23 protein-coding genes are annotated in these 21,056 nt (G+C 64.8%); 8 read left to right on the forward strand and 15 right to left on the reverse strand.

The genetic code is table 11. The features are described from left to right. A complete protein-coding gene (gene pdhA / locus J0H39_12600; GenBank protein ID MBN9497588.1) occupies positions 1 to 1,011 on the reverse strand; it encodes a pyruvate dehydrogenase (acetyl-transferring) E1 component subunit alpha in 1,011 nt (336 codons plus the stop codon). 351 nt (positions 1,012 to 1,362) lie between these two features. Here pdhA and J0H39_12605 point away from each other — a divergent pair, with 351 nt between their 5' ends. Beyond that, positions 1,363 to 1,914 carry a PAS domain-containing protein gene (locus J0H39_12605; protein ID MBN9497589.1) on the forward strand — a complete coding sequence of 184 codons (552 nt, stop codon included), beginning with the start codon at positions 1,363 to 1,365 and terminating at the stop codon, positions 1,912 to 1,914. On the opposite strand, the gene J0H39_12610 is transcribed toward J0H39_12605, so the two are convergent. Both J0H39_12610 and J0H39_12615 read right to left on the reverse strand, forming a co-directional pair. Next, positions 1,911 to 2,351: a hypothetical protein gene (locus J0H39_12610; GenBank protein MBN9497590.1), complete on the reverse strand. Its 441-nt coding sequence runs from the start codon at positions 2,349 to 2,351 to the stop codon at positions 1,911 to 1,913. The genes J0H39_12605 and J0H39_12610 overlap by 4 nt on opposite strands. Continuing rightward, positions 2,348 to 2,686: a hypothetical protein gene (locus J0H39_12615; GenBank protein MBN9497591.1), complete on the reverse strand. Its 339-nt coding sequence runs from the start codon at positions 2,684 to 2,686 to the stop codon at positions 2,348 to 2,350. The genes J0H39_12610 and J0H39_12615 overlap by 4 nt, the downstream gene beginning before the upstream one ends. 130 nt (positions 2,687 to 2,816) lie before the next feature. Here J0H39_12615 and J0H39_12620 point away from each other — a divergent pair, with 130 nt between their 5' ends. Further along, positions 2,817 to 3,749 (forward strand): LysR family transcriptional regulator, encoded by a 933-nt coding sequence (locus J0H39_12620; protein MBN9497592.1) that lies wholly within the window; start codon positions 2,817 to 2,819, stop codon positions 3,747 to 3,749. Between the two features lie 10 nt (positions 3,750 to 3,759). Here the strand turns inward: J0H39_12620 and J0H39_12625 are convergent, their stop codons facing one another. Beyond that, a complete protein-coding gene (locus J0H39_12625; GenBank protein ID MBN9497593.1) occupies positions 3,760 to 5,523 on the reverse strand; it encodes a DUF3365 domain-containing protein in 1,764 nt (587 codons plus the stop codon). 222 nt (positions 5,524 to 5,745) lie between these two features. Next, entirely contained in the window at positions 5,746 to 6,777 is a 1,032-nt protein-coding gene (locus tag J0H39_12630; protein ID MBN9497594.1) for an ABC transporter substrate-binding protein, read from the reverse strand. Between the two features lie 43 nt (positions 6,778 to 6,820). Here J0H39_12630 and J0H39_12635 point away from each other — a divergent pair, with 43 nt between their 5' ends. From J0H39_12635 to J0H39_12645, 3 genes are all read left to right on the forward strand, one after another. Beyond that, a complete protein-coding gene (locus J0H39_12635) occupies positions 6,821 to 7,879 on the forward strand; it encodes a ring-opening amidohydrolase (protein ID MBN9497595.1) in 1,059 nt (352 codons plus the stop codon). A gap of 134 nt (positions 7,880 to 8,013) precedes the next feature. Further along, entirely contained in the window at positions 8,014 to 8,448 is a 435-nt protein-coding gene (locus tag J0H39_12640; GenBank protein ID MBN9497596.1) for a DoxX family protein, read from the forward strand. A 142-nt stretch (positions 8,449 to 8,590) separates the two neighbouring features. After that, positions 8,591 to 9,436: a fumarylacetoacetate hydrolase family protein gene (locus tag J0H39_12645; protein MBN9497597.1), complete on the forward strand. Its 846-nt coding sequence runs from the start codon at positions 8,591 to 8,593 to the stop codon at positions 9,434 to 9,436. A gap of 27 nt (positions 9,437 to 9,463) precedes the next feature. On the opposite strand, the gene J0H39_12650 is transcribed toward J0H39_12645, so the two are convergent. From J0H39_12650 to J0H39_12685, 8 genes are all read right to left on the reverse strand, one after another. After that, entirely contained in the window at positions 9,464 to 9,790 is a 327-nt protein-coding gene (locus tag J0H39_12650) for a septum formation initiator family protein (GenBank protein ID MBN9497598.1), read from the reverse strand. 115 nt (positions 9,791 to 9,905) lie between these two features. After that, positions 9,906 to 10,418, reverse strand: coding sequence for a MerR family transcriptional regulator (locus J0H39_12655; GenBank protein MBN9497599.1), 513 nt, complete (start codon positions 10,416 to 10,418; stop codon positions 9,906 to 9,908). 6 nt (positions 10,419 to 10,424) lie between these two features. Continuing rightward, positions 10,425 to 10,799: an integration host factor subunit alpha gene (locus tag J0H39_12660; GenBank protein ID MBN9497600.1), complete on the reverse strand. Its 375-nt coding sequence runs from the start codon at positions 10,797 to 10,799 to the stop codon at positions 10,425 to 10,427. Positions 10,800 to 10,914: 115 nt separating this feature from the next. Then, a complete protein-coding gene (locus J0H39_12665; protein MBN9497601.1) occupies positions 10,915 to 11,904 on the reverse strand; it encodes a ketoacyl-ACP synthase III in 990 nt (329 codons plus the stop codon). Between the two features lie 26 nt (positions 11,905 to 11,930). Further along, complete coding sequence (gene plsX, locus J0H39_12670) at positions 11,931 to 12,983, reverse strand: phosphate acyltransferase PlsX (GenBank protein MBN9497602.1); 1,053 nt, start codon at positions 12,981 to 12,983, stop codon at positions 11,931 to 11,933. A gap of 38 nt (positions 12,984 to 13,021) precedes the next feature. Then, positions 13,022 to 13,222 (reverse strand): 50S ribosomal protein L32, encoded by a 201-nt coding sequence (gene rpmF / locus J0H39_12675; protein MBN9497603.1) that lies wholly within the window; start codon positions 13,220 to 13,222, stop codon positions 13,022 to 13,024. Between the two features lie 133 nt (positions 13,223 to 13,355). Next, complete coding sequence (locus J0H39_12680; protein MBN9497604.1) at positions 13,356 to 13,895, reverse strand: DUF177 domain-containing protein; 540 nt, start codon at positions 13,893 to 13,895, stop codon at positions 13,356 to 13,358. Next, a complete protein-coding gene (locus tag J0H39_12685; GenBank protein MBN9497605.1) occupies positions 13,892 to 14,452 on the reverse strand; it encodes a ubiquinol-cytochrome C chaperone in 561 nt (186 codons plus the stop codon). The genes J0H39_12680 and J0H39_12685 overlap by 4 nt, the downstream gene beginning before the upstream one ends. Before the next feature lie 78 nt (positions 14,453 to 14,530). Between J0H39_12685 and J0H39_12690 the strand changes: the two genes are divergently transcribed. Both J0H39_12690 and J0H39_12695 read left to right on the forward strand, forming a co-directional pair. After that, positions 14,531 to 15,016, forward strand: coding sequence for an outer membrane protein assembly factor BamE (locus J0H39_12690; GenBank protein MBN9497606.1), 486 nt, complete (start codon positions 14,531 to 14,533; stop codon positions 15,014 to 15,016). Positions 15,017 to 15,024: 8 nt separating this feature from the next. Beyond that, positions 15,025 to 16,458, forward strand: a complete 1,434-nt coding sequence (locus J0H39_12695; protein ID MBN9497607.1) for a GGDEF domain-containing protein — start codon at positions 15,025 to 15,027, stop codon at positions 16,456 to 16,458. Positions 16,459 to 16,466: 8 nt separating this feature from the next. Here J0H39_12695 and J0H39_12700 read toward each other — a convergent pair whose 3' ends face one another. Then, positions 16,467 to 17,282, reverse strand: coding sequence for a TIGR02391 family protein (locus tag J0H39_12700; GenBank protein MBN9497608.1), 816 nt, complete (start codon positions 17,280 to 17,282; stop codon positions 16,467 to 16,469). 126 nt (positions 17,283 to 17,408) lie between these two features. Further along, positions 17,409 to 19,484, reverse strand: a complete 2,076-nt coding sequence (locus tag J0H39_12705; GenBank protein ID MBN9497609.1) for a sodium-translocating pyrophosphatase — start codon at positions 19,482 to 19,484, stop codon at positions 17,409 to 17,411. Positions 19,485 to 19,708: 224 nt separating this feature from the next. Here J0H39_12705 and J0H39_12710 point away from each other — a divergent pair, with 224 nt between their 5' ends. Further along, positions 19,709 to 21,022 (forward strand): outer membrane protein transport protein, encoded by a 1,314-nt coding sequence (locus J0H39_12710; protein ID MBN9497610.1) that lies wholly within the window; start codon positions 19,709 to 19,711, stop codon positions 21,020 to 21,022. Positions 21,023 to 21,056: the final 34 nt, after the last annotated feature.

The raw sequence follows: 21,056 nt of genomic DNA on the forward strand, positions 1-21,056 counted from the left end.
TCAGCGCGCTTCGACGAGGACGTCGGTGTAGAGTTCTTCGACCGGCGGCTCGGGCGAGTTCTGCGCGAACTCCGCCGCGCGCGAGGCGATGTCCTTCACCTCGCGGTCGATTTCCTTGAGCTTCGCCTCGTCGGCGTATTTGCCCTCGATCAGCACCTTGGCGAGGTTTTCGATCGGATCGCGCTGGGTGCGCATCTTCTCGACCTCCTCCTTCTGGCGGTACTTCGCGGGGTCGGACATCGAGTGGCCGCGATAGCGATAGGTCTGCATCTCGAGGATGATCGGGCCTTTCGTGCGCGCGTGCTCGACCGCGCGGATCGCCGCGTCGCGCACCGCGAGCACGTCCATGCCGTCGACCGCTTCGCCCGGAATGCCGTGTGCGGCACCGCGATGGAAGAAATCGGTCGTCGAAGAGGCGCGCTCGATCGACGTGCCCATGCCGTAGCGGTTGTTCTCGATGATGTAGATCACGGGCAGCTTCCAAAGCTGCGCCATGTTGAAGCTTTCGTAGACCTGGCCCTGGTTGACGGCACCGTCGCCCATATAGGTCAGCGAAACGTTCGGCAGACCGCGATACTTGTAGGCGAAGGCGAGGCCCGTCCCCAGCGGCACCTGCGCGCCCACGATGCCGTGACCGCCGTAGAAATTCATTTCCTTCGAGAACATGTGCATCGAGCCGCCCTTGCCTTTCGACAAGCCGCCGATGCGCCCGGTGAGTTCGGCCATCACGCCGCCCGGATCCATGCCGCAGGCGAGCATATGGCCGTGATCGCGATAGGAGGTGATGACCGAGTCCGCTTGCGTGATCGCGGATTGCATGCCCACGACGACCGCTTCCTGGCCGATATAAAGATGGCAGAAGCCGCCGATCAGACCCATGCCGTACATCTGGCCCGCCTTCTCCTCGAAGCGGCGGATCAACAGCATGTCGCGATAATATTTCAGCAGATCGCCCGAGTTCGGGACGACGTCGTCGGCTTTCGATTTCTTTTTCGGCGGCAGGGGTGCCATGGGTGCTCCTCGCGCGGACAGCCCGATCCTGGGCGTTGTCTCGGAAGTAGCTTATTGGGGCCCAAAAACGCAAGCACGCCAAACCACAAGTGACTGACTTTTCAGGTATAAAAATCATTTAACCGATTGTCGGTTAAGTGCGCTGCAATGCAGCACTAATATCCGGCAAATCCCGGCCCTGACGACGGATTGTTTATTGCGCGCAGCACCATTTCCCGCCGGCAAACCCCGCACGCACTCCGGCACCATCGCGGCGCTTCCGGCGAAAAGCGCATTCAAAATGCAACCGCAAGCGATCTTCACCAATCGCTAATAACTAGCCGCGATAGTCCTCGCCAGGGAAGCTTCATAATGAATCTAACGCCGCATCATGCGCGCTTCGTCGCGTATTGGGAGTCGCGACGCCAGGGCCGGAACATGCCGGCAAGGCGCGACGTCGATCCGCTGCTCGACCTGCCGGAATTCGCGGCCTGGCTGTTGATCGTCCAGAATCACGACGGGCGCATCTTCTATCGCGTGCTGGGCAGCTCGATGGAGGAATCGAACGGCCCGCGCACGGGCACCTATCTCGACGAGGTGCGCGCCCCGCCCTTCCGCGACTATCTGCAAGCGATGTACGCGCTGTGCGTCGCCAAGCGCGCTTGCGTGTTCGCGCGCAACAATTTCCATCACGACGGCGATAAGCGCGCGCTGACCAGCCGCATCGTGGCGCCGCTGTCGAGCGACGGCGAAACCGTCGATATGTTCTTAGGCTTGCAAATCTCGCACGATCTGGCGGGCGCGCCGCTGCCGCCCGCCTGGGACCGCGTGCCGAAATTCCGCGAAGACCTGCCCAACGATCTCGCTTGGCGCGATCCCGCCACCGGCGAATGGCACGCGGTCGATTGGCGGGATTGGGCTTAGACGAAAACGGCCAATTTTCCGGCGACCGCGACGGTCGCCCAGCATCCCAACGACACGGCGCCGTGCAGCGCGGACGCGCCAGCGCCGCGATGGTGCAAGGCGGCGTTCGCGGCCGCCAACACCAGCGCGGCGAGTTTCACCAAAAAGATCGGATTGGCGATCAGCGAAATCGCTCCGGCGGCGAACAGCGGTGCGCCGCTCGCCACGCAAAATACCGCCGCGATCAGCGCGACGCGCACCGCCAAAGGCTGCAACGCGGCCACGGCGACGCCCTTGGCGAAGCCGAGCAAACGCAGATCGAGCAACGCGATGGTCCCGATCAACAGCGCGGCCCCCAGCACGTGGATCGACGCCATCGCCGGATAGAACCACGCCGAGCCGCGCGCGAATTGCGCGAGCTCCGACGCGTGAAGTGCAGCGGCGGCTTCGCCGATCAACGCAGTTCCGTCGTCATTCCGGCGACGACGATCCGCTCGGCGCGCAACAGCCGCGCGGTCCGGCTATGGGCGTAACCCTCGAGAACGGCTTGCGTGCCCGGCGCCATCGCGTCCGGCTCCAGCCCACGCGCGCGCATGCGGAACGGCGGCGCCAACTCGACCGACCATTCCCCGTCGGCGGCGGCCAAGCGCAGCATGCCGTGCGGATTGTCGTAGGTCATCGCGACGATGCGCCCGTCGATCCGGACGATGCGGGTGGAATCGAACCCCGACCAGCCATGATGCGCCAAGACGGGTGCCGCGAACGGCAGGGACAGGATCGTACCGGCGAACAGGCGGCGGGAAAGGTTTCGGGCCATTTTGCAACCTCCGGGGGATGTCCGGCCTTCGATATGGGGCAAGGGCGCCCGCCCGGCAAGCCCGCGCACTGGCTTAAAGCCGTGTGCGCATGCGAAAATCGGCGCCATGGATAAATTCGCCGCCCTTCGCACCTATGTCGCCGTCGTGGGAACGGGCTCGTTCTCGCGCGCCGCCGAAAAACTCGGCCTGTCGCGCGCGATGGCGACCAAACATGTGCAGACGCTGGAGGAGGAGCTGGGTGCCCGCCTCCTGAACCGCACCACGCGCAAATTGTCGGTGACCGAAGCCGGGCGCGATTTCCACGCCCGCGCCGAGCGCGTGCTGGCGGATTTGGAGGAAGCGGAGAACGCGGTCGCCGATACGTCGGCCAATCCGCGCGGGGTGCTGCGCGTCGCAGCACCCATGTCGTTCGGCTTCCGGCATCTGGGCCCCGCGATCGCGGATTTCATGCGCGAATGCCCCGACGTCGCGGTCGATCTGTCGTTGAACGATCGCGTCGTCGATCTGGTCGACGAAGGGCTCGACGTCGCGGTGCGCGTCGGGCGCTTGGCGGAGTCGAGCTTGGTCGCGCGGCGCATCGCGCGCGCGCGTTTGATCGCGGCCGCCACGCCCGAATATCTGCAACGCAAGGGCAAACCCAAAACGCCCGCCGATCTCGCCTGGCACGATTGCTTGGACTACACGCTGTCCTCGCTGGGCCCGGAATGGCGCTTCTACGATCGCGACGGGAAAATGCACGCGGTGCGCGTCGCGGGGCCGTTGAAGGCCAATAACGGCGACGTGCTGCTCGAAGCGGCGAAGGCCGGGCGCGGCATCGTGCTCACGCCCAGTTTCTTGGGCGGGGCCGAAATCGCGTCGGGCCAACTGGTCGATGTGCTGCCCGATTTCCAGGGCGAGGAATTGCCGATCCACGCGGTCTATCCCGCCGCGCGGCATTTGTCGGTCAAAGTGCGCCGCTTCGTCGACTTCCTGGCGGCGCGCTTCGCGCAAGCCCCATGGGAGATCGGCAATCCCGCAAGGCGCAAGTCGAAGGCTTAAGGACCGATCTTCAGAACTCCTCGTCCCAATCGTTCGACTTCGCGCGCGCGACCGTCTTCGCCGGTTGCGGGCTGGGCGCGGACGGGACCGCCGGCGCCGCCTCGGCCATCGGGGCCGCCGGGGCGGCTTGCATGCCATCGCCCCGGAAATTCGACACGACCTCGACGAGTTGCGAGGCCTGATCCGCAAGCGAAGCGGCGGAAGCCGAACTCTCCTCGACCAGCGCCGCATTCTGTCGCGTCGCCATATCGAGGTCCGCCAGCACCTTGTTGATTTCGGCGATGCTGCGCGACTGCTCGCGGCTGCCCGCCGCGATCTCCGGGGCGATCGCCGCGACCTTGCGCACCATCTCGACGATTTCTTCGAGCGCCTCGCCCGCCCCGCCGGCCAGTTTCACGCCCTGGCCCACCTCGCGCGTGCTCGCCGCGATCAGATCGCGGATCTGCTGCGAGGCTTGGCGCGAGCGATCCGCGAGCGAGCGCACTTCCTGCGCCACCACCGCGAAACCCTTGCCCGACTCCCCGGCCCGTGCGGCTTCCACCGCCGCGTTCAGCGCCAGCAACTTCGTCTGGAACGAGATCTCCTCCATCACCTGGATGATCTCCGATATCCGCGACGAGGAGCCCGCGATGCCGGACATCGCCGCGACCATGCTCGACACGGCCGTGCCGCCGCTCTCCGCGCGCGCCAGCGCGTCTGCGGCGAGCTTGCGCGCCTGTTCGGAGTTCTGCGCGTTCATCGACACCGTCGCCTCGATCCCGGCCATCGTCGCGACCGTCTGCTGCAAGGCCGACGCCTGGCGCTCCGTCCGCGTCGCGAGATCGTTCGAACCTTGCGATATCTCGCTCGCCGTATAGCGGATCGCGTCCACGGACTCCGCGACGCGGATCGCGGTTTGCGACATCTGTGCGAGCGCATCCTGCTCCTTGCGCTGCAGCTCTTCCGCGATGCGCGTGCGTTCGAGCTGCCCGTCCAACGCCACGCGCGTCGCTTCGACGCGCCGGCGCGCGGCGGTCAAAACCAGCAATGTCAGGATGCCGATCGCCGTCGCGACGACGATATAGATCGTCATCCAGCGGAACGACGACAGATCCAGGATGATCGGCCGCTCGACGATGATCTCCTGGAAGCCGCGCACATCGCCGACCTTCCAGTCGCGCTTGGGGCTTTCGGGATGCGAATTGTGGCAGGCCACGCAACCCGGCAGCATCATCACGGGCGTCATGTAGCGCACGACGGACGTGCCGCCGACCGTGCGCTCCTCGATCACGGGCCGGTCGGGGGCGCGGCGCAGCGCCGCGAGGCCTTGCGCCTCGAACTCGTCCAGCGGAATAGGCTTGCGATTGGCGAAGGGATAGTCGGAGCCGAAGCGATAGCGCATCTGCTTCTGCCCGGCGGAAATGACGCCGCCCAGCGCCAGCGACAACGACGCCGGAATCGGGATGGCGCCCGGCGTGTCGAGATAGTTGTGGATGACGCTGACGTTCTTGCCCTCGACGGACAGAACGCGCGCGACGACGTCGGACGCGTAGTAAGCGCGGATCGAACTGATGATGGCGTCGAAGTTGCGCGCCTCGCGCTCCAGCGCTTCGACGGTGTGGTTGCGGGTATCGATCCAGATCGCCGCCGGCAGTGCGGCCAGAAGTGCCGCCAGGATCAGGAACTTCGCGGCACTGGGTGTGCGCGCCGCGAGATCGAGTATGCGCGACCAGCCGCCGCGCGGCCGCGCCCCGGCGGAATGCGCCGGTGCAGTCTCAATATCTTTCGTCGGCATGGTCGCACGCACTCCGGGAGGCCCGCAAAATTCGATCTGTCCCAGGCAAGCGGTTTTTCCGCTTCCGATTGTCGATGATGCGAATCTATAGCGATTCGACGCGTTGGATCGTCGAAAGATGACGGAAAGCGCGTTGGCGGATCAGGGCGAAGGCGTTTGCATTTTGGGAAAAGGCGGTACGCCGCGGGGGATCGGCCATCCCCCACGGCGCAAGGCGAAACCTTAGATCTTCCGATCGGCCAGCGGCGGCAGATACTTGTCCGTCCACACTTCGGCGACGGTCGGCACGCGCGGCAGCTTCATGGCGCCCGCGACCTGCTCGATCGAGCGGCCCAGACGGCCCGCATCGACCGTGCCCAAGCCATATTGCTTGGTGTGGTCGTTGACGACCTGGTTGGCGAGCACCCATTCCAGACGCTCGATCTCGTTCGCGCGTTCGACCAGCGGATCGACTTTGATCAGCGCGTCGATCGTCGCGGCGGGATCGGCGATCGTGTCCTTCCAGCCCTTCAGCATGGCGCGCACGGCGCCGGCGATCTTGCCTTCGTTCTCGCGCTGGAACTTGCGCGAGACATGCATGCCGTTCGAATAAAAGTCGAGGCCGTGATCGGAGAAATACATGAACTGGATATCCTCGCGCTTCATGCCGATGCGCTTGAGGTTGAACCAGGTCGTGGAATCGAAGCCGGTGACCGCGTCGACGCGGCCGGTGGCGAGCGTCGACTCGCGCAAGGTCAGGTCGATCGCTTCGACCTGGATCTTCGACACGTCGAGCCCGGTCATTTGCGCGAAGGCGGGCAACAGCAGATAGCCCGCATCGGTCGGCGGCGCGCCGAGCTTCTTGCCTTCCAGATCCTTCGGCGCCTTGATGTTCGCTTTGGTCAGGCTGATGATCGCGATGGGCGAGCGCGTGTAGATGCCCATCACGCCCAACGGGGCGGCGGTCGGGTTGGCGGCATGGAACTGGACGGCCACCGTGAAATCGGCGAAGGCGAAGTCGTAGGTGTCGGAGCCGACGCGCTGAAGCGCATCGCCCGCCCCGCGCGACGGGTCGAGCGTCGGCTCGAGACCTTCGGCGGCGAAATAGCCCTTGGCGGCGGCCAAGAAGAACGCCGCGTTCGATCCGTCGCGCGGCGCGTTCAGCGAAACGCGGATGGGGGTGCGCGCCTGCGCGAGTGCCGGCGCCGAAAGGGCGCCCGCGAGCGCGGCGGTTCCCGCCATGAAACCACGACGGCCGATACGGTATTTGTGCATAATCGCCTCCGAATGTTGGAAGACCGTCAACAAAGCAATTCCCATGCCCGCAATGTCGAAGCCCGCCCGTGAAGTCCTGATCGTTCGCGCTCCGCTGCCCGGCGCCGCCGATAAGGACGGTTTCGCGGCAGCATTGGATCGCTTGCCGGCGGCGGCGGAAATCGTCGCGATCCTCGCCAAGACATCAGGCGATGGCGGCCCCAAGGATACGTCGCGTGCCGAATTCGTCGCCGCGGCCTCCGCCCTTGTGGCCAAACGTCAGGCAAGCGCGCCGGCCTTCGTCGTGTCGGGCGGTGTGGAAGGCACGACGGCGCCCCATGCGTTAATCGTGGCGCGCGCACCCGCCCGCAAATCGCCGGGCAAGGCGCTGGCGGTCGGTGCGGCGATCGGGTCCGAAATGGATTTGACGCTGGCGGGCACGGCCGCACAGATCGCATTCGCGCGCGATGCGGCGCTGGCGGCGCTGCGCGAAGGCGGCTTTACCAGTCCGCACGACATACATTTCGTCCAGATCAAAGGCCCCGCCCCGGCCAAATACGACGGCCCGTCCGAAGCAGCGATCGGGCGCGCGCGCGCCGCGACCGTGCTCGGCACGATGGTGGCGCTGGGCGAGCTGACGCTCGCGCAAGCGCGCCGCGTTTTCGACACGCGCGATCTGTCGGTGTGGACGGCGCGCGTCAGCGTTTCCTCGGCCGCCGAGTTTCCGTGCCACGAAGTGATCGCGTTCGGCCATGCCGCCGGCTGGTCGGGGCCGCTTCGTATTGCGCATGGCGCGCTGGCCGATCCTTTGGACCTGCCGGCGGTCGGCAAAGTGCTGGCGAAGCTCGGCCTCAACGCCGCCCCGCAATTGTCGAAGGGCGATCGGGCACGACTTGTCGCCTGCCTCGCCAAAAGCGGCCCGCCGCCGGATGGACGCTTGCGCGGCGTCGATCTGGCGCTGACCGCCGATCCCACGCAATCGCCGCTGCGGCGTATTCGCGGCGGGCTCGGCAGCCTGATCGCCGCGGCAACCGGCGAGCCGCAAGTCTTCGTGTCCGGCGGCGCTGAGCATCAGGGCCCGCAAGGCGGCGGCGTTTTCGCGGCGATCGCCCGGACACGCTGAGGTCGCGCCGCACACTGTTTCAATTTTCTAAACAATCATTTCAAAACAAATCGGATTATCTACCGGCCGATTTAGGGCCATGTTCCCGTCATCCGAGGCCGACAGCGGCCTCCCCCCAAACGACGGAGTCCACAATGTCCCTCTCGACCCCCAACGGCCAAGCCGCCTATGCCGCCCTTCTCCTTCGCGTCTCGCTCGGCGTGATGTTCCTGGCGCATGCCGGGCTGAAGCTGTTCGTCTTCACCCTGCCCGGCACGGTGCAGTTCTTTGAAAGCATCGGCTATCCCGGCTTCCTGGCGTATCTCGTGGTGTTCGGCGAATTGCTCGGCGGCATCGCGCTGATCGTCGGCTTCCAGGTCCGCGCCGTGTCGGTGCTGCTGATCCCGATCATGATCGGCGCCACGCTCCAGCATTTGCCGGCGGGCTGGTTGTTCTCGAGCCCGAATGGCGGCTGGGAATTCCCGGCTTTCTGGACGGTCACGCTGGCCGTGCAGGCGCTGCTGGGTGCGGGCGCCCATGCCGTCCGCCTGCCCGGCTTGCCGGAAATCGGCGAACCGCGCACCGCCTGAACCAAAACCTGCCGCGACGCACCCGGTCCGCCCACTCGGCGGGCCGGGTTTGCGTTTTCGGAATACCGTTCCGGAATGCTTCCCCCGGGGCGACGCGATCTGTAAATTCCCGTTTCCGCCAACGACAACACGGAAACGCCAAATGAAACTGCTCCGCTACGGCGCCCCCGGTCAGGAAAAGCCCGGCCTGGTCGACAAGGACGGCACGATGCGCGATCTGTCGCAGATCGTGCACGACATCGACGGCACGACGCTGCTGCCCGAGAACCTCGCGCGTCTCGCCAAGATCGATCCCAAGACGCTGCCGGTCATCCAGGGCAATCCGCGCCTGGGGGCTTGCGTCGCCAATATCGGCAAGTTCATCTGCATCGGCCTGAACTACGCCGATCACGCCGCCGAAACCGGCGCCACCGTGCCGCCGGAACCCGTGCTGTTCCTTAAGGCCAACAGCGCGATCTGCGGCCCGAACGACGCGGTCATCATTCCGCGCGGCTCGCTGAAGACCGACTGGGAAGTCGAACTCGGCGTCGTCATCGGCAAGCCGGCGAAGTACGTGACCGAGGCGAACGCGCTGGACTACGTCGCGGGCTATTGCGTCATCAACGACGTGTCGGAACGCGCCTTCCAGACCGAGCGCGCCGGCCAGTGGGACAAGGGCAAGGGCTGCGACACGTTTGGCCCCACCGGCCCCTGGATGGTGACGAAGGACGAGATCGCCGACCCGCAGAACCTGAAAATGTGGCTGACCGTCGACGGCGTGAAGCGCCAGAACGGCTCGACCAAGACGATGGTCTACGGTGTGAAGCACCTGGTCGCGTATCTGTCGCAGTTCTTCACGCTGAACCCGGGCGACGTGATCTCGACCGGCACGCCGCCGGGCGTGGGCATGGGCCTGAAGCCGCCGACCTATCTGAAGCCGGGCCAGACGATGGAGCTTTCCATCGAAGGTCTGGGCACGCAGAAGCAAGTCACGGTCGCGGACATCTAAGTCCGCTTCGGATCGCGCGAGGGGCGCTTAACGGCGCTTCTCGCGCGGCTCCAAAATCACGATTTCGTCGGGACGGGCGTAGTTCAAAACGGCGCGCGCCTGTTCGTCCAGCATATCGCGGTCCAGCGAATTGGGCCGCATCAGCGCCACGCGGCGCTCCATCGCCAAACGCTCGGCGCGAATATCGTCCAGATGCGAACGCGCGATCGCCACCTGCTCGTTCAAGCGCACATAGGCGAAGACGCCCCGCTCCCCTTCGAAGGAGTGGTAGGCGAAATAGCCCACGACGCAGAACCCGAGTGCAGGACCGATCGCCGCCCGCAAACTTCGCTGCAAAAACTGGAAGAAACCCATCGCGACTCGGAGCGAATCACGCATCGAGTCGCGGCGTCAACATGTCGTTTATGAAAACGAGTCAAGCGATTCTATCGATTCGCTTTTTTCGACTTTAAGCCGGACGACTTAAAGGTTAGCGCGGCCGCATTTTCAGCAGCGACGCGAGCGCTTCCATCTCGGTCAGCGTCGCCATCACCACGCCGCGATCGACCTTTCCGCGGTCGAACAGCGGCAATTCCGGCGGCTTGTTGTGGATCGGCGACGGCTTGGCCGCGACGGGGGCCGGAGCGGGCGGCGGCGGCGCCACGACGGGCGCCGGGACGGGTTCCGGCGCTTGAACGACGGGCGGCATCTGGTCGAGGCCGTGGTCCTTCAACAGGCGCTGGACGCCCTTGATCGTGTAGCCGTGTTTGTAGAGAAGCTCGCGGATCCGGCGCAGCAGCTCGATATCTTCCGGGCGGTAATAGCGCCGCCCGCCCGCGCGCTTCAGCGGCTTGATCTGCGCGAAACGCGTTTCCCAGAACCGCAGCACATGCTGCGGCACGTCGAGATCGTCGGCGACCTCGCTGATCGTGCGGAACGCGTCGGCGGATTTGCCCGAGCGCCGCGCGGCCGGTGTTGCGGTTTCGAAGGCCGGTTCGGCCATCGCCCTTTAACCCTTGGCGGGCGGGGCGGACGGCGCCGCCGGCGTGGGCGGCTTGGGCGCGGCCGGGGCGGCTTGGGCCGCCTTGGTCAGCGCGCGATTGATCTTGTTCTTCAACACATGTGAGGCGCGGAAAACCAGCACCTTGCGCGGCAGAATGGGAACTTCGTCGCCGGTCTTCGGGTTGCGGCCGATGCGGCGGCCCTTCTGGCGGACCGAGAAGCTGCCGAATGACGAAATCTTGACGGTTTCGCCGCGGGTTAAAGCCCCGACGATCTCGCCCAACACGGTCTCGACCAGCGTCGCGGAATCGTTCCGCGACAATCCGACTTCTTGATAGACCGCCTCGGCCAAATCGGCGCGCGTAACCGTCGTCTCCGACATCGGCAATCCCCCGGTGCTAGTGCCTCGCTTCAAGAAACGTTAACCCGCCCGGGGAAAGCGGTCAATTCCAAAGGGATGGGGGGCGCTCTTGAATCAGGATGGGATTTCTACACCCCTACCACCTGATGACGCTGGCACCCCAGGTCAAACCGCCGCCGATCGCCTCCAGCAGCACCAATTGCCCCGGCTTGATCCGGCCATCGGACGCGGCCTCGGCCAGCGCCAGGGGGATCGACGCCGCCGAGGTATTGGCGTGGCGCGCGACGGTCGAAACCACGCGCTCGCCCGGCAGGCCCAGTTTCTTGGCCATGCCGTCGATGATGCGCTGATTGGCCTGGTGCGGGACCAGCCAGTCGATGTCCTTGCCGGTCAGGCCGTTGGCGGCGAGCGCCTCCTCGACCACGTCGGCGAGCTTCTGGACGGCGTGGCGGAAGACCTCTTGCCCGTTCATCCGCACGACGCCGACTTGGCCATTCGACCCCGCCCCGCCCGACACGAACAGCGCGTCCTTGAACCGGCCGTCGGAATGCAGATGGGTCGACAACACGCCCGCCTTGGCCTTGTCGGGGGCGCCGTCCTCGGCCTGGAGGATCACCGCCCCGGCCCCGTCGCCGAACAGCACGCAGGTGGTGCGGTCCTGCCAGTCGAGGATGCGGGTGAAGGTCTCGGCGCCGATCACCAGCGCCGTCTTCACCTGCCCCGACTTGATGAAATTATCCGCGACCGACAGCGCGTAGACGAAGCCCGTGCACACCGCCTGCACGTCGAAGGCGAAACCGGTCGTGTTGCCGAGCTTGGCCTGAACCTGCGTGGCGGTCGCCGGAAACGTGTGGTCGGGTGTGGTCGTCGCCACGACGATCATGTCGAGGTCTTCGGCCTTGAGCCCCGCTTGCGCCAAAGCCTTCTTGGCGGCTTCGGTGGCGAGATCCGAGGTGCGCTCGTTTTCCGCCGCGATATGGCGCTGGCGAATACCGGTGCGCGACGCGATCCATTCGTCGGACGTGTCCACGCGCTTGGCCAGCGCGTCGTTCGACACGATATCCGCGGGCAGGTAGCCGCCCCAGCCTTTGACGACGGAATGGCGCGCGGCAGGCAAAGCGGTCATGGCGTGGAAATCCGATCCGCGGGAGTTCAGCCCGACGCCGCTTCGGCGGCCGGGGCAGGCGCCGTCACGCCCAGGCGGGCGAGCTCGGCCTTGATCTTGTCGTTGAAGCCGTGGGTCGCCATATCGACGGCCACGCCGATCGCGTTGGCGAAGCCCAGCGCGTCCGTGCCGCCATGGCTTTTCACGACGATACCGTTGACGCCGACGAACATGGCGCCGTTGTAGCGGCGCGGATCGGTGCGCAAGCGCACTTTGGCCAATGCGGAACGCGCGAACAGATAGCCGATCTTCGACAGGATCGACGAGGAGAACGCGCCGCGCAGGAAGCCGCCGAACAGCTTGGCCGTCCCTTCCGCGATCTTCAGCGCGATATTGCCGGTGAAGCCGTCGGTCACCACGACGTCGACCGTGCCCGCGGGCACGTCGTCGCCTTCGATGAAGCCGTGGAATCGGATCGGCAGATGCGTTTCGCGCAATTGTGCGGCGGCCAAGCGCAGTTCCTCGTGGCCCTTCATTTCTTCCGAGCCGACATTGAGCAAACCCACGCTGGGCTGGGTCAAACCCAGCACGGTGCGCGCGAAGACTTCGCCCATCAGCGCGAATTGCACGAGATTATTGGCGTCGCATTCGACATTGGCGCCAAGGTCGAGCATCACGCTCTCGCCGCGCGTCGTGGGGAACATCGTCGCGATCGCCGGCCGGTCGATGCCCGGCACCATGCGCAACGCGATCTTGGCCATCGCCATCATGGCGCCGGTGTTGCCGGCGGAAACGACACCCGCCGCCTCGCCGTCCTTCACCGCGTCGATGGCCAGACGCATCGAGGATTTGCGGCCGCTGCGCAACGCGACCGACGCCTTCATGTCGCCGGTCACGACATCGGGCGTATGGACGATTCGCGCGCGCGACTTCAGGTAGCGCGTCTGCGCCACCAGCGGCGCCAAGCGCGGCTCGTCGCCAAACAGCAAAAACTCGACGAACGGGAATCGTTCGGACGCGAGTTCGCAGCCATCGACCGCCATCGCGGGCGCGGCATCGCCGCCCATCGCGTCGATCGACAGGACGAGTTTCTGTGTCACCCGCGCATGTCCCCGCTCACGCGCGCGCTTCCGTCAGCTCAGCCGCCCTCGGCAGGCGCGGCGGCGGCGGCGGCGACGACCTCGCGGCCGTCGTAGAAACCGCAGGCGCCGCAAACGTGGTGCGGGCGCTTCACTTCGCCGCAATTCGGGCATTCGACATAGGCCGAGCCCTTCAGCGCTTCATGCGAGCGACGCATGTTGCGACGCGAGGGGGAGACCTTCTTTTTAGGAACCGCCATAACACGACCTCTTCCACTGAGCCGCCGCGACTGGCGAAGCGGCCCGAAAACTCGTTTTCCACGATAGCTTGGAAACGGCGGTCTCAATAGCCGATTGCCGCCGCACGCGCAATTGCGAATTAACCCGTTGGGGTTATTTGTTTTTCTCCAAACGGGCCTTCAAATCGGCGAATGGGGAGACCGGTTTCGGGGCCTCGCCCCACTCCGCTTTGAACCCCGCCCCGTCGGCGCGGGGGTATGGGTCGAGCGCCACGGCGAATTCCTGGGCCGCGATTTCACCAAGATCGAGCGGGCCTTCGGGGAGCGCTTCTTCGAGTTCCTCGTCGCCCAAAAAGGCGTCGAGATTGACCGCCCCTTCCTCGTCCAGCTCGATCGGCTTCAGATCCTGCTCGGGCACGAAAACCGTCGCGAAAGTTTCGCTGATCTCCTGCGCCACGGGTTGCAGGCTGACGACGCAAGCCTGGCGCGCCTTGCCTTCGACCGTGCCCTCCAAACGCACGCCCCGGCCCGCGCGCACGCGCTTCAGCGTGAAGCGCGCCGTCAGCGCGTCGATCCCCAACACGCCGAAACGTTTGGCAAGGGCTTCGCGTTCGGCGGGTTTCGCCTCGATCGTTTGGGTGACCGCGCGATCGCCCAATTTATCGAGCGCGAAGGGGCGTTCGAACTCGCTCATGGCGTTGCCTCAGGCGTTGGCACCTCGGGAAAATTCGGCTCGCCCGCCAACAGGGCGGCGCCTTCGCCCGCCGCCAGTGCGGCGACCGCTTGGCGCACGTAATCGGCCATCGCCGCCACGCCGGCGGAATCGGGCGACTCGACGGTGCCATAAAGGTTGCGTCGCAGCGCTTCGTCCAACGCGCCGGGTTCGGCGCCGTTCAGCGCCGCGGAATAGATCGCCGCGCGCCCGTACAAGGCTTGCGCCATCGCCTTGACGCGGCGTGCGACGCCCATATCGCCCACGCCCAATTCGCGCACCGTGCGATCCATATCCTCGACGAAGGTGTCGACCAAATGCTGCGCGGTTTCGGCCGCTTGCGCCGAATCCTCGCGCTTCAAACGGTCGAGCACCAGAAAGGCGTGCAGCGCCACGCAATCGAATCGGCCATCGAGCGTGTCGGGCACGCCGTGTGCGGCATAGAACGCCGGCTGGCGCGCTTGCGCGGACAATGCCACGTAAAGCCGCCTTGCCGCGTCGAGGGCCGGTTTAGGGCCGAAGAATCGTGCGAATACCATGGACTTGACCGACATTGACAAGCGCGCCCCATGCCCGCACTTTGCGGACGCAATCGAGAGGGCGCGCCGGACGAAGACATGGCGCATCCGCGCCCGGAGAGCAAGACGATGCGGCTGGCAATGTGGATTTTCGTGGGCTTAGCGGCTCTGGCTTTGGGCGGCTGCAACTTGGCGCGCGTGGACGTGCGCGGCTACGTGCCCAACGACGACGATCTGGCGCGCCTGGAACCCGGCCGCCAAACGCGCGACGACGTGCAGCAATTGCTCGGTTCGCCCTCCACGACCGGCGTCTTCGACGCCGAACAGAGCTGGTACTACATCTACAAGAAGACCAGCAAAGTCTCGTTCTTCGAAGCCGAAACGCTGGAGCAGCGCGTCGTGGTCGTGCATTTCGACCGCGAAGGCACGTTGCGCGACGTGCGCCGCTACGCGCTCGAAGACGGGCTGATCATCGATCCGGTGACGCGCATTACGCCCTCGCCCGGCCGCGAAATGTCGTTCCTCGAACAGCTACTGGGCAACGTCGGCAAGTTCAACGCCCCCAGCAGCAGCCCGAGCCGCTGATCGTCACGATGGAACACGCCGCTCGCGAAAGAAGCCTGCTCGCCGCCGCCGTTGCGGGTTTGTTGATCGTCGGCTTTCTCGCGACGTCGCTCGGCAGCTATTTCGTCTCGCGCAGTTCGGTGCGCGAAGCGGTGCTGCGCGCCGAGTTGCCGCTGACCTCGGACAGCGTCTATTCGGAAATCCAGCGCGATCTGATCCGCCCGATCCTGATCTCCTCGGTCATGGCGGCCGATACGTTCATGCGCGATTGGGTGATGGACGGCGAGAAGGATTCGGCGCCGATCGTCGCCTATCTCAACGAGATCAAGCGCCGCTACAGCGCCTTCACCGCGTTCTACGTTTCCGACCGCACCAAGGTCTACTACCACGCCGATGGCGTGCTGAAATCCGTGCGCGAGGACGAGCCGCGCGACGAATGGTATTTCCGCGTGCGCAAGATGCGCGAGGATTACGAGATCAACGTCGATCCCGACCTCGCCAATCACGACGCGCTGACGATTTTCATCAATTATCGCGTCTACGATTACGCCGGCAATTTCATCGGTGCGACCGGCGTGGGGCTGACGGTCGATGCGGTGCGCCGCCTGCTCGACGATTATCAGGCGCGCTTCGATCGCACGATCTTCTTCACCAACGAAGCCGGGCGCATCGTCATGGTCGGCAAGGGCGGCGACGTGCCCGAGGACCATATCGCCAAGCGCGGCGATCTCGCGCGCATCGCGGGGCAATTGCCGCGCGACGGCACGCACGCTTTCGAATATCTCTATAACGGCGAATCGCGCCTGGCGAACGCGCGCTACATCCCCGAACTGCACTGGTACCTGTTCGTCGAGAAATCGGGCGAAGCGGGCCAAGCCGCCGTGCGCCGCACGCTGATCTTCAACCTCGCTTTGGCCGCGATCGTCACCTCGCTCGCCTTGTGGGGGGCACTCGCCACGCTCGGCCGCTATCAGCGGCGCATCGAAATGCTGGCGACGACCGACCCGTTGACGGGCCTATCGACGCGCCGGGGCTATCGCCTGCTCGCCGAGCAGATGGAGAAGGAATTGCGCCGCAGCCCGCAGCCGGTCACGGTGCTGATGGCCGATATCGACCGCTTCAAGACGATCAACGATTCGCGCGGCCATGCGGCGGGCGACGTGGTGTTGCGCGCCGTGGGCTTGGCGTTGCGTAAAGAGTTACGCGCGAGCGACATCGTCTGCCGCTGGGGCGGCGACGAATTCGTCGCGGTCTTGCGCGGTTGCGACGCGCCGCGCGCGATCGATCTGGCCGAGCGCGTGCGCGCGGCGGTGAAGCGCAGCGACAGCGCCAACGGCGCCACGATCACCGTGGGCATCACCGAACGCAAATCGGACGAGCCGTTCGAACGCGCCATCGTGCGCGCCGACGAAGCGATGCTCAAAGCCAAGCGCGACGGCCGCGACCGCGTGGCGCAAGGGTAGAGATATCTTCAGCCTTGAATCATTGCGTCGTCTATTCGGCGACAAAACAATGACGCCATCACCAAGTATTCAAATGCTTTTTGCGCATCTTCATGTTTTCCGTGACTATGGGCGATTGGATTTCTGACGCCTTTTCCAAATCCAACAAGCATTTCCATAAAGCCAACTTGCTCATCTCTTTTTGTCTGATCGGCAAGATCGCTAAACGCTAGTTTTGGCTTTGCTGGACTAAACGCTTGCTGCGCCAGCGTAACTCCATCGACAGTAAGGCCTGTCTTATTTCGTATGTATTGAAAGATAGCCTTCGACGCCTCCCCAACCGATTGGGAGTAGTGTCTGTCCCGATAAAGCGCGCCGCATCCGTTGACGATGAATGGATGAAGGCAGTTTAGATACGACAACATTAGCTGATCTACATTTGCATACGGCTTCAAGGGGGCATTAGGGTCTATTGGAATCTCGGTCTCTTGATCCAATGTCTCAAGATGCCCAAGGACTCTCTCCAGTCGCTCAACAACCGCACGTAACGATGCCCCTTTTACAAAGGCGATATCAGTTAGGCCAACTGCAGACTCTAATGTATCCCAAGTCTGTCCCGATGCTGCCTGCCCCATAAGCCAGTTAGCCTCAAAGCGCTCGATATATGGCCTCAATGCTCCGAGCCGACGAGAAAGCCAGCGAGATTGACGCGTCAACTCCTCTTTGTTTTTTATTGGGTAGTCGGGAATAGCGCGACTTAGAGATCCACCCCAAAGCGTATGATGCTCATCAAGCTTGCACTGAAACTCTTCGAGCGCATTGATGAGCTCTTGAACCTTCATCATCCGCCTCCTGTCTATAGTGAAGACCGATACGCAAACGGCGACGTAGACTAGATTGATATGAGCCAAAACGAAAACGGCCCCGGGATCGCTCCCGGGGCCGTTTCGCTTCGACGTTCGCGGCTTCGCTTAGCTGGCGAGGATCGCGAGCAGCAGGATGGCGACGATGTTGATGATCTTGATCATCGGGTTCACCGCCGGGCCGGCCGTGTCCTTGTAGGGATCGCCGACCGTATCGCCCGTCACGGCGGCCTTATGGGCGTCGGAGCCCTTGCCGCCGTAATGGCCTTCTTCGATGTACTTCTTGGCGTTGTCCCAAGCGCCGCCGCCCGAGGTCATCGAGATGGCGACGAAGAGACCCGTCACAATCGTGCCGAGCAGCATCGCACCCATCGCGGCGAAGGCTTCCGCCTGACCCGCGATGATCGAGATGACCACGTAAAGCACGACGGGGGCGAGAACCGGCAGCAACGAAGGAATGATCATTTCCTTGATCGCGGCCGCGGTCAGCATGTCGACGGCGCGGCCGTAATCGGGCTTGGCCGTGCCTTCCATGATGCCCTTGATCTCGCGGAACTGACGGCGCACTTCCTCGACCACCGCGCCGGCGGCTTTGCCGACCGCGGTCATGCCCATCGCCGCGAACAGGTACGGCAGCATGCCGCCGATGAACAGGCCGATCACCACGTAGGGATTGGTGAGGCTGAAATTCACCTTGTCGGCGATGTTGGGGAAGTAGTGCTTCAGGTCGTAGATGTAGGCGGCGAACAGCACGACGGCCGCGAGGCCCGCCGAACCGATCGCGTAGCCCTTGGTCACCGCCTTGGTCGTGTTGCCCACCGCGTCGAGCGCGTCGGTGAACTTGCGCACTTCCTTGGGCAGACCCGCCATTTCGGCGATGCCGCCGGCGTTGTCGGTGACCGGGCCGTAGGCGTCGAGCGCCACGACGATACCGGCCAGCGCCAGCATGGTCGTCGCCGCGATCGCGATGCCGTAAAGGCCCGCGGTCAGGTACGACACCAGGATGCCCGCGCAGATGACCAGCACCGGCAGCGCCGTCGATTCCAGCGAGACCGCGAGGCCCTGGATGACGTTCGTGCCGTGACCGGTCTGCGAGGCCTTGGCGACCGAGCGGACCGGGCGATAGTCGGTGCCCGTGTAGTACTCGGTGATGACGACCAAAGCGGCCGTGACCACGAGGCCCACGAGGGCGCAGACGAACAAGCCGTTGCCCGTAACGGCGCCGATCTTGGTCGACATGCCGATCATCGTCGAGGTGACGAAGTAGATCAGCACGGCCGAGATCACGCCCGCGACGATCAGCGCCTTGTAAAGCGCCTTCATGATCGCGCCGTCCGCACCCAGCTTGACGAAGTAGGTGCCGATAACCGACGCGATGATGCACACGCCCGCGATGACGAGCGGATACATCATCATCGTGGCGACGTCGCCGCCCGTGAACGCGATGCCGGCGAGCAGCATCGTGGCGACGATCGTGACCGCGTAGGTCTCGAACAGATCGGCGGCCATACCCGCACAGTCGCCCACGTTGTCGCCGACGTTGTCGGCGATCACGGCGGGGTTGCGCGGATCATCTTCGGGAATACCCGCTTCGACCTTGCCGACGAGGTCGGCGCCCACATCCGCACCCTTGGTGAAGATGCCGCCGCCAAGGCGCGCGAAAATCGAGATCAGCGAAGCGCCGAACGACAAAGCGACCAGCGCTTCGATCGTCGGACGGCTGTCGATGCCCTTCCAGCCCGCCAGCACGCCGTAATAGCCGGCGACGCCGATCAGGCCGAGGCCGACGACCAGCAGGCCGGTGATCGCACCCGCCTTGAAGGCGATGTCGAGGGCCGGCTGCAAACCGTTGCGCGCCGCTTCGGCCGTGCGCACATTGGCGCGGACCGAGACGTTCATGCCGACATAGCCTGCGGCACCCGAAAGCACCGCGCCGACGACGAAGCCGAGCGCCACGTGAAGCCCCAGCGTCGCCGCCAGGATGATCGTCACCACCACGCCGACGATCGCGATCGTCCGGTACTGGCGATTGAGATAGGCGGCAGCGCCTTCGGCGATGGCGCCGGCGATTTTCTGCATGGTTTCGTTGCCCGCAGGGGCGGCGACGACCTGGCGATACGCGACGATCCCGTAAAGGATCGCGAGCACACCGCAGGCGATAACAAGCCAGAACGCGGCTGACATGGACTGGGTTTCCTCTATCAATTCTTATCGGTTGGCATTGCGCCGCGAAGATGGGGTATTCCGCAGCGTGGAGCCCGGACCATGCCAGACGAATCGGGGCGAGGCAAGAAATTGGGCCGTATTCCGCCTGTAGAATCGATTCGCCTCCGGCCCGCCGCCCGGCTAGAAATCCGGCAACGATAAGCGGCGAATTGACGCCAATTTCCGTCCCGGAGCGTTGACACTTGCCCCCCCAATTCATTCCGCTGGCCGGTATCGCCGTCGCCGTTCTGCTTGGCGCATCGGGGGCCGCCCTCGCCTCGGGCTTTCAATTGCGCGAGCAAAGCGCCACCGGCCAGGGGACGTCCTTCGCGGGCATGACCGCCGGCGGCGAAGACATCTCGGCCATGTATTTCAACCCGGCCGCTTTGGGCCGCTATCGCGGCAGCCAGATCATCGGCTCGGCCGCCTATGTGGCCCCCCAGGCCCGGCTCAAGAATGGCACCGCCACGCGCAGTACGGGTGTGGCGATCACGGGGCCGAGCGCGCCGGGCGATGCCGCGACCGATGCGGCCGTGCCCTCGCTCTACGCGATGTGGGATTTCGGCGGGTCCTTGAAGCTCGGGCTGTCAGCCAACGTGCCCTACGGGCTCGAAACCGATTACGGCGCCGATTGGGTCGGGCGCTATCACGCCACGAAAAGCGCCATCCAGACGCTGGCCATCGCGCCGAGTGCGGCCGTCGATGTCGGCAATGGCGTCACGCTGGGGGCGGCCATCGTGTTCCAGCAGATTGATGCGCAGCTCGGCAAGGCGGCGAACGTCAACCAGATTTCCGGCGGCGGCTTGACCGGCGATGCGTGGTCGAACCTGCAAGGCTATGACGGCCACGGCATCGGCGGCCGCTTCGGCCTGATCTGGGAAATCACGCCGCAAACGCGCGTGGGCGCCGCGTACCATACGGAAACCCGCCATACGCTGAAGGGCGACGCCGTATTCTCGGGCAATGCGTCGGCGACGCTGGGCACGCTGCTGCGCAATTCCAGCATCACCGCGAATGTCGCCTTGCCCGACACCGCGTCGTTCGGCGCGCAGCACGATATCGGGCCCGTGACGCTCGCGGCCGAAGCCGCGTTCACGCGCTGGTCGAAGGTGCAGGAATTGCGCATCCGTTTCGCCACGGGCCGTGCCGACGACGTCACACCGCTCAAATGGAAGGACACGTACTTCCTGGCGCTGGGCGCCACCTATCGCGTGCCCGATACGCGCTGGACGTTGCGTACCGGCGTCGCCTTCGACAAATCGCCCGTGCCCGACGCCGATCGCACGCCGCGCATTCCCGATCAGGACCGCACCTGGCTGTCGCTGGGCGCCTCGTTCAAATGGAACCAAGCGCTCGATTTCGACGCCGGCTATTCGCATATCTTCGTCAAGAAGGCGCGTTTACAATTGACCGATAGCGGCGTGGCCGGCGATCCCAATCGCTTCCGCGGCAATCTCAACGGCGAATACGAATCGTCGATCGATATCCTGGCGATCCAGGCGCGCTTCAAATTCTGAAACAACGCGGCGTTTGGCGCGATCACGGCGGCCG

It is taken from the genome of Alphaproteobacteria bacterium, from assembly GCA_017308135.1.
In the GTDB taxonomy this organism is placed as follows: domain Bacteria; phylum Pseudomonadota; class Alphaproteobacteria; order CACIAM-22H2; family CACIAM-22H2; genus Tagaea.

Coding starts and splice junctions, on each gene's coding strand:
- J0H39_12605 (MBN9497589.1), top strand. CDS start 1,363: ATGAATCTAACGCCGCATCATGCGCGCTTCGTCGCGTATTGGGAGTCG.
- J0H39_12660 (MBN9497600.1), bottom strand. CDS start 10,799: ATGTCGGAGACGACGGTTACGCGCGCCGATTTGGCCGAGGCGGTCTAT.
- J0H39_12655 (MBN9497599.1), bottom strand. CDS start 10,418: ATGGCCGAACCGGCCTTCGAAACCGCAACACCGGCCGCGCGGCGCTCG.
- J0H39_12690 (MBN9497606.1), top strand. CDS start 14,531: ATGGCGCATCCGCGCCCGGAGAGCAAGACGATGCGGCTGGCAATGTGG.
- J0H39_12650 (MBN9497598.1), bottom strand. CDS start 9,790: ATGGGTTTCTTCCAGTTTTTGCAGCGAAGTTTGCGGGCGGCGATCGGT.
- J0H39_12665 (MBN9497601.1), bottom strand. CDS start 11,904: ATGACCGCTTTGCCTGCCGCGCGCCATTCCGTCGTCAAAGGCTGGGGC.
- J0H39_12620 (MBN9497592.1), top strand. CDS start 2,817: ATGGATAAATTCGCCGCCCTTCGCACCTATGTCGCCGTCGTGGGAACG.
- J0H39_12695 (MBN9497607.1), top strand. CDS start 15,025: ATGGAACACGCCGCTCGCGAAAGAAGCCTGCTCGCCGCCGCCGTTGCG.
- pdhA (MBN9497588.1), bottom strand. CDS start 1,011: ATGGCACCCCTGCCGCCGAAAAAGAAATCGAAAGCCGACGACGTCGTC.
- J0H39_12680 (MBN9497604.1), bottom strand. CDS start 13,895: ATGAGCGAGTTCGAACGCCCCTTCGCGCTCGATAAATTGGGCGATCGC.
- J0H39_12640 (MBN9497596.1), top strand. CDS start 8,014: ATGTCCCTCTCGACCCCCAACGGCCAAGCCGCCTATGCCGCCCTTCTC.
- J0H39_12685 (MBN9497605.1), bottom strand. CDS start 14,452: ATGGTATTCGCACGATTCTTCGGCCCTAAACCGGCCCTCGACGCGGCA.
- J0H39_12705 (MBN9497609.1), bottom strand. CDS start 19,484: ATGTCAGCCGCGTTCTGGCTTGTTATCGCCTGCGGTGTGCTCGCGATC.
- rpmF (MBN9497603.1), bottom strand. CDS start 13,222: ATGGCGGTTCCTAAAAAGAAGGTCTCCCCCTCGCGTCGCAACATGCGT.
- J0H39_12630 (MBN9497594.1), bottom strand. CDS start 6,777: ATGCACAAATACCGTATCGGCCGTCGTGGTTTCATGGCGGGAACCGCC.
- J0H39_12700 (MBN9497608.1), bottom strand. CDS start 17,282: ATGATGAAGGTTCAAGAGCTCATCAATGCGCTCGAAGAGTTTCAGTGC.
- J0H39_12625 (MBN9497593.1), bottom strand. CDS start 5,523: ATGCCGACGAAAGATATTGAGACTGCACCGGCGCATTCCGCCGGGGCG.
- J0H39_12645 (MBN9497597.1), top strand. CDS start 8,591: ATGAAACTGCTCCGCTACGGCGCCCCCGGTCAGGAAAAGCCCGGCCTG.
- J0H39_12635 (MBN9497595.1), top strand. CDS start 6,821: ATGCCCGCAATGTCGAAGCCCGCCCGTGAAGTCCTGATCGTTCGCGCT.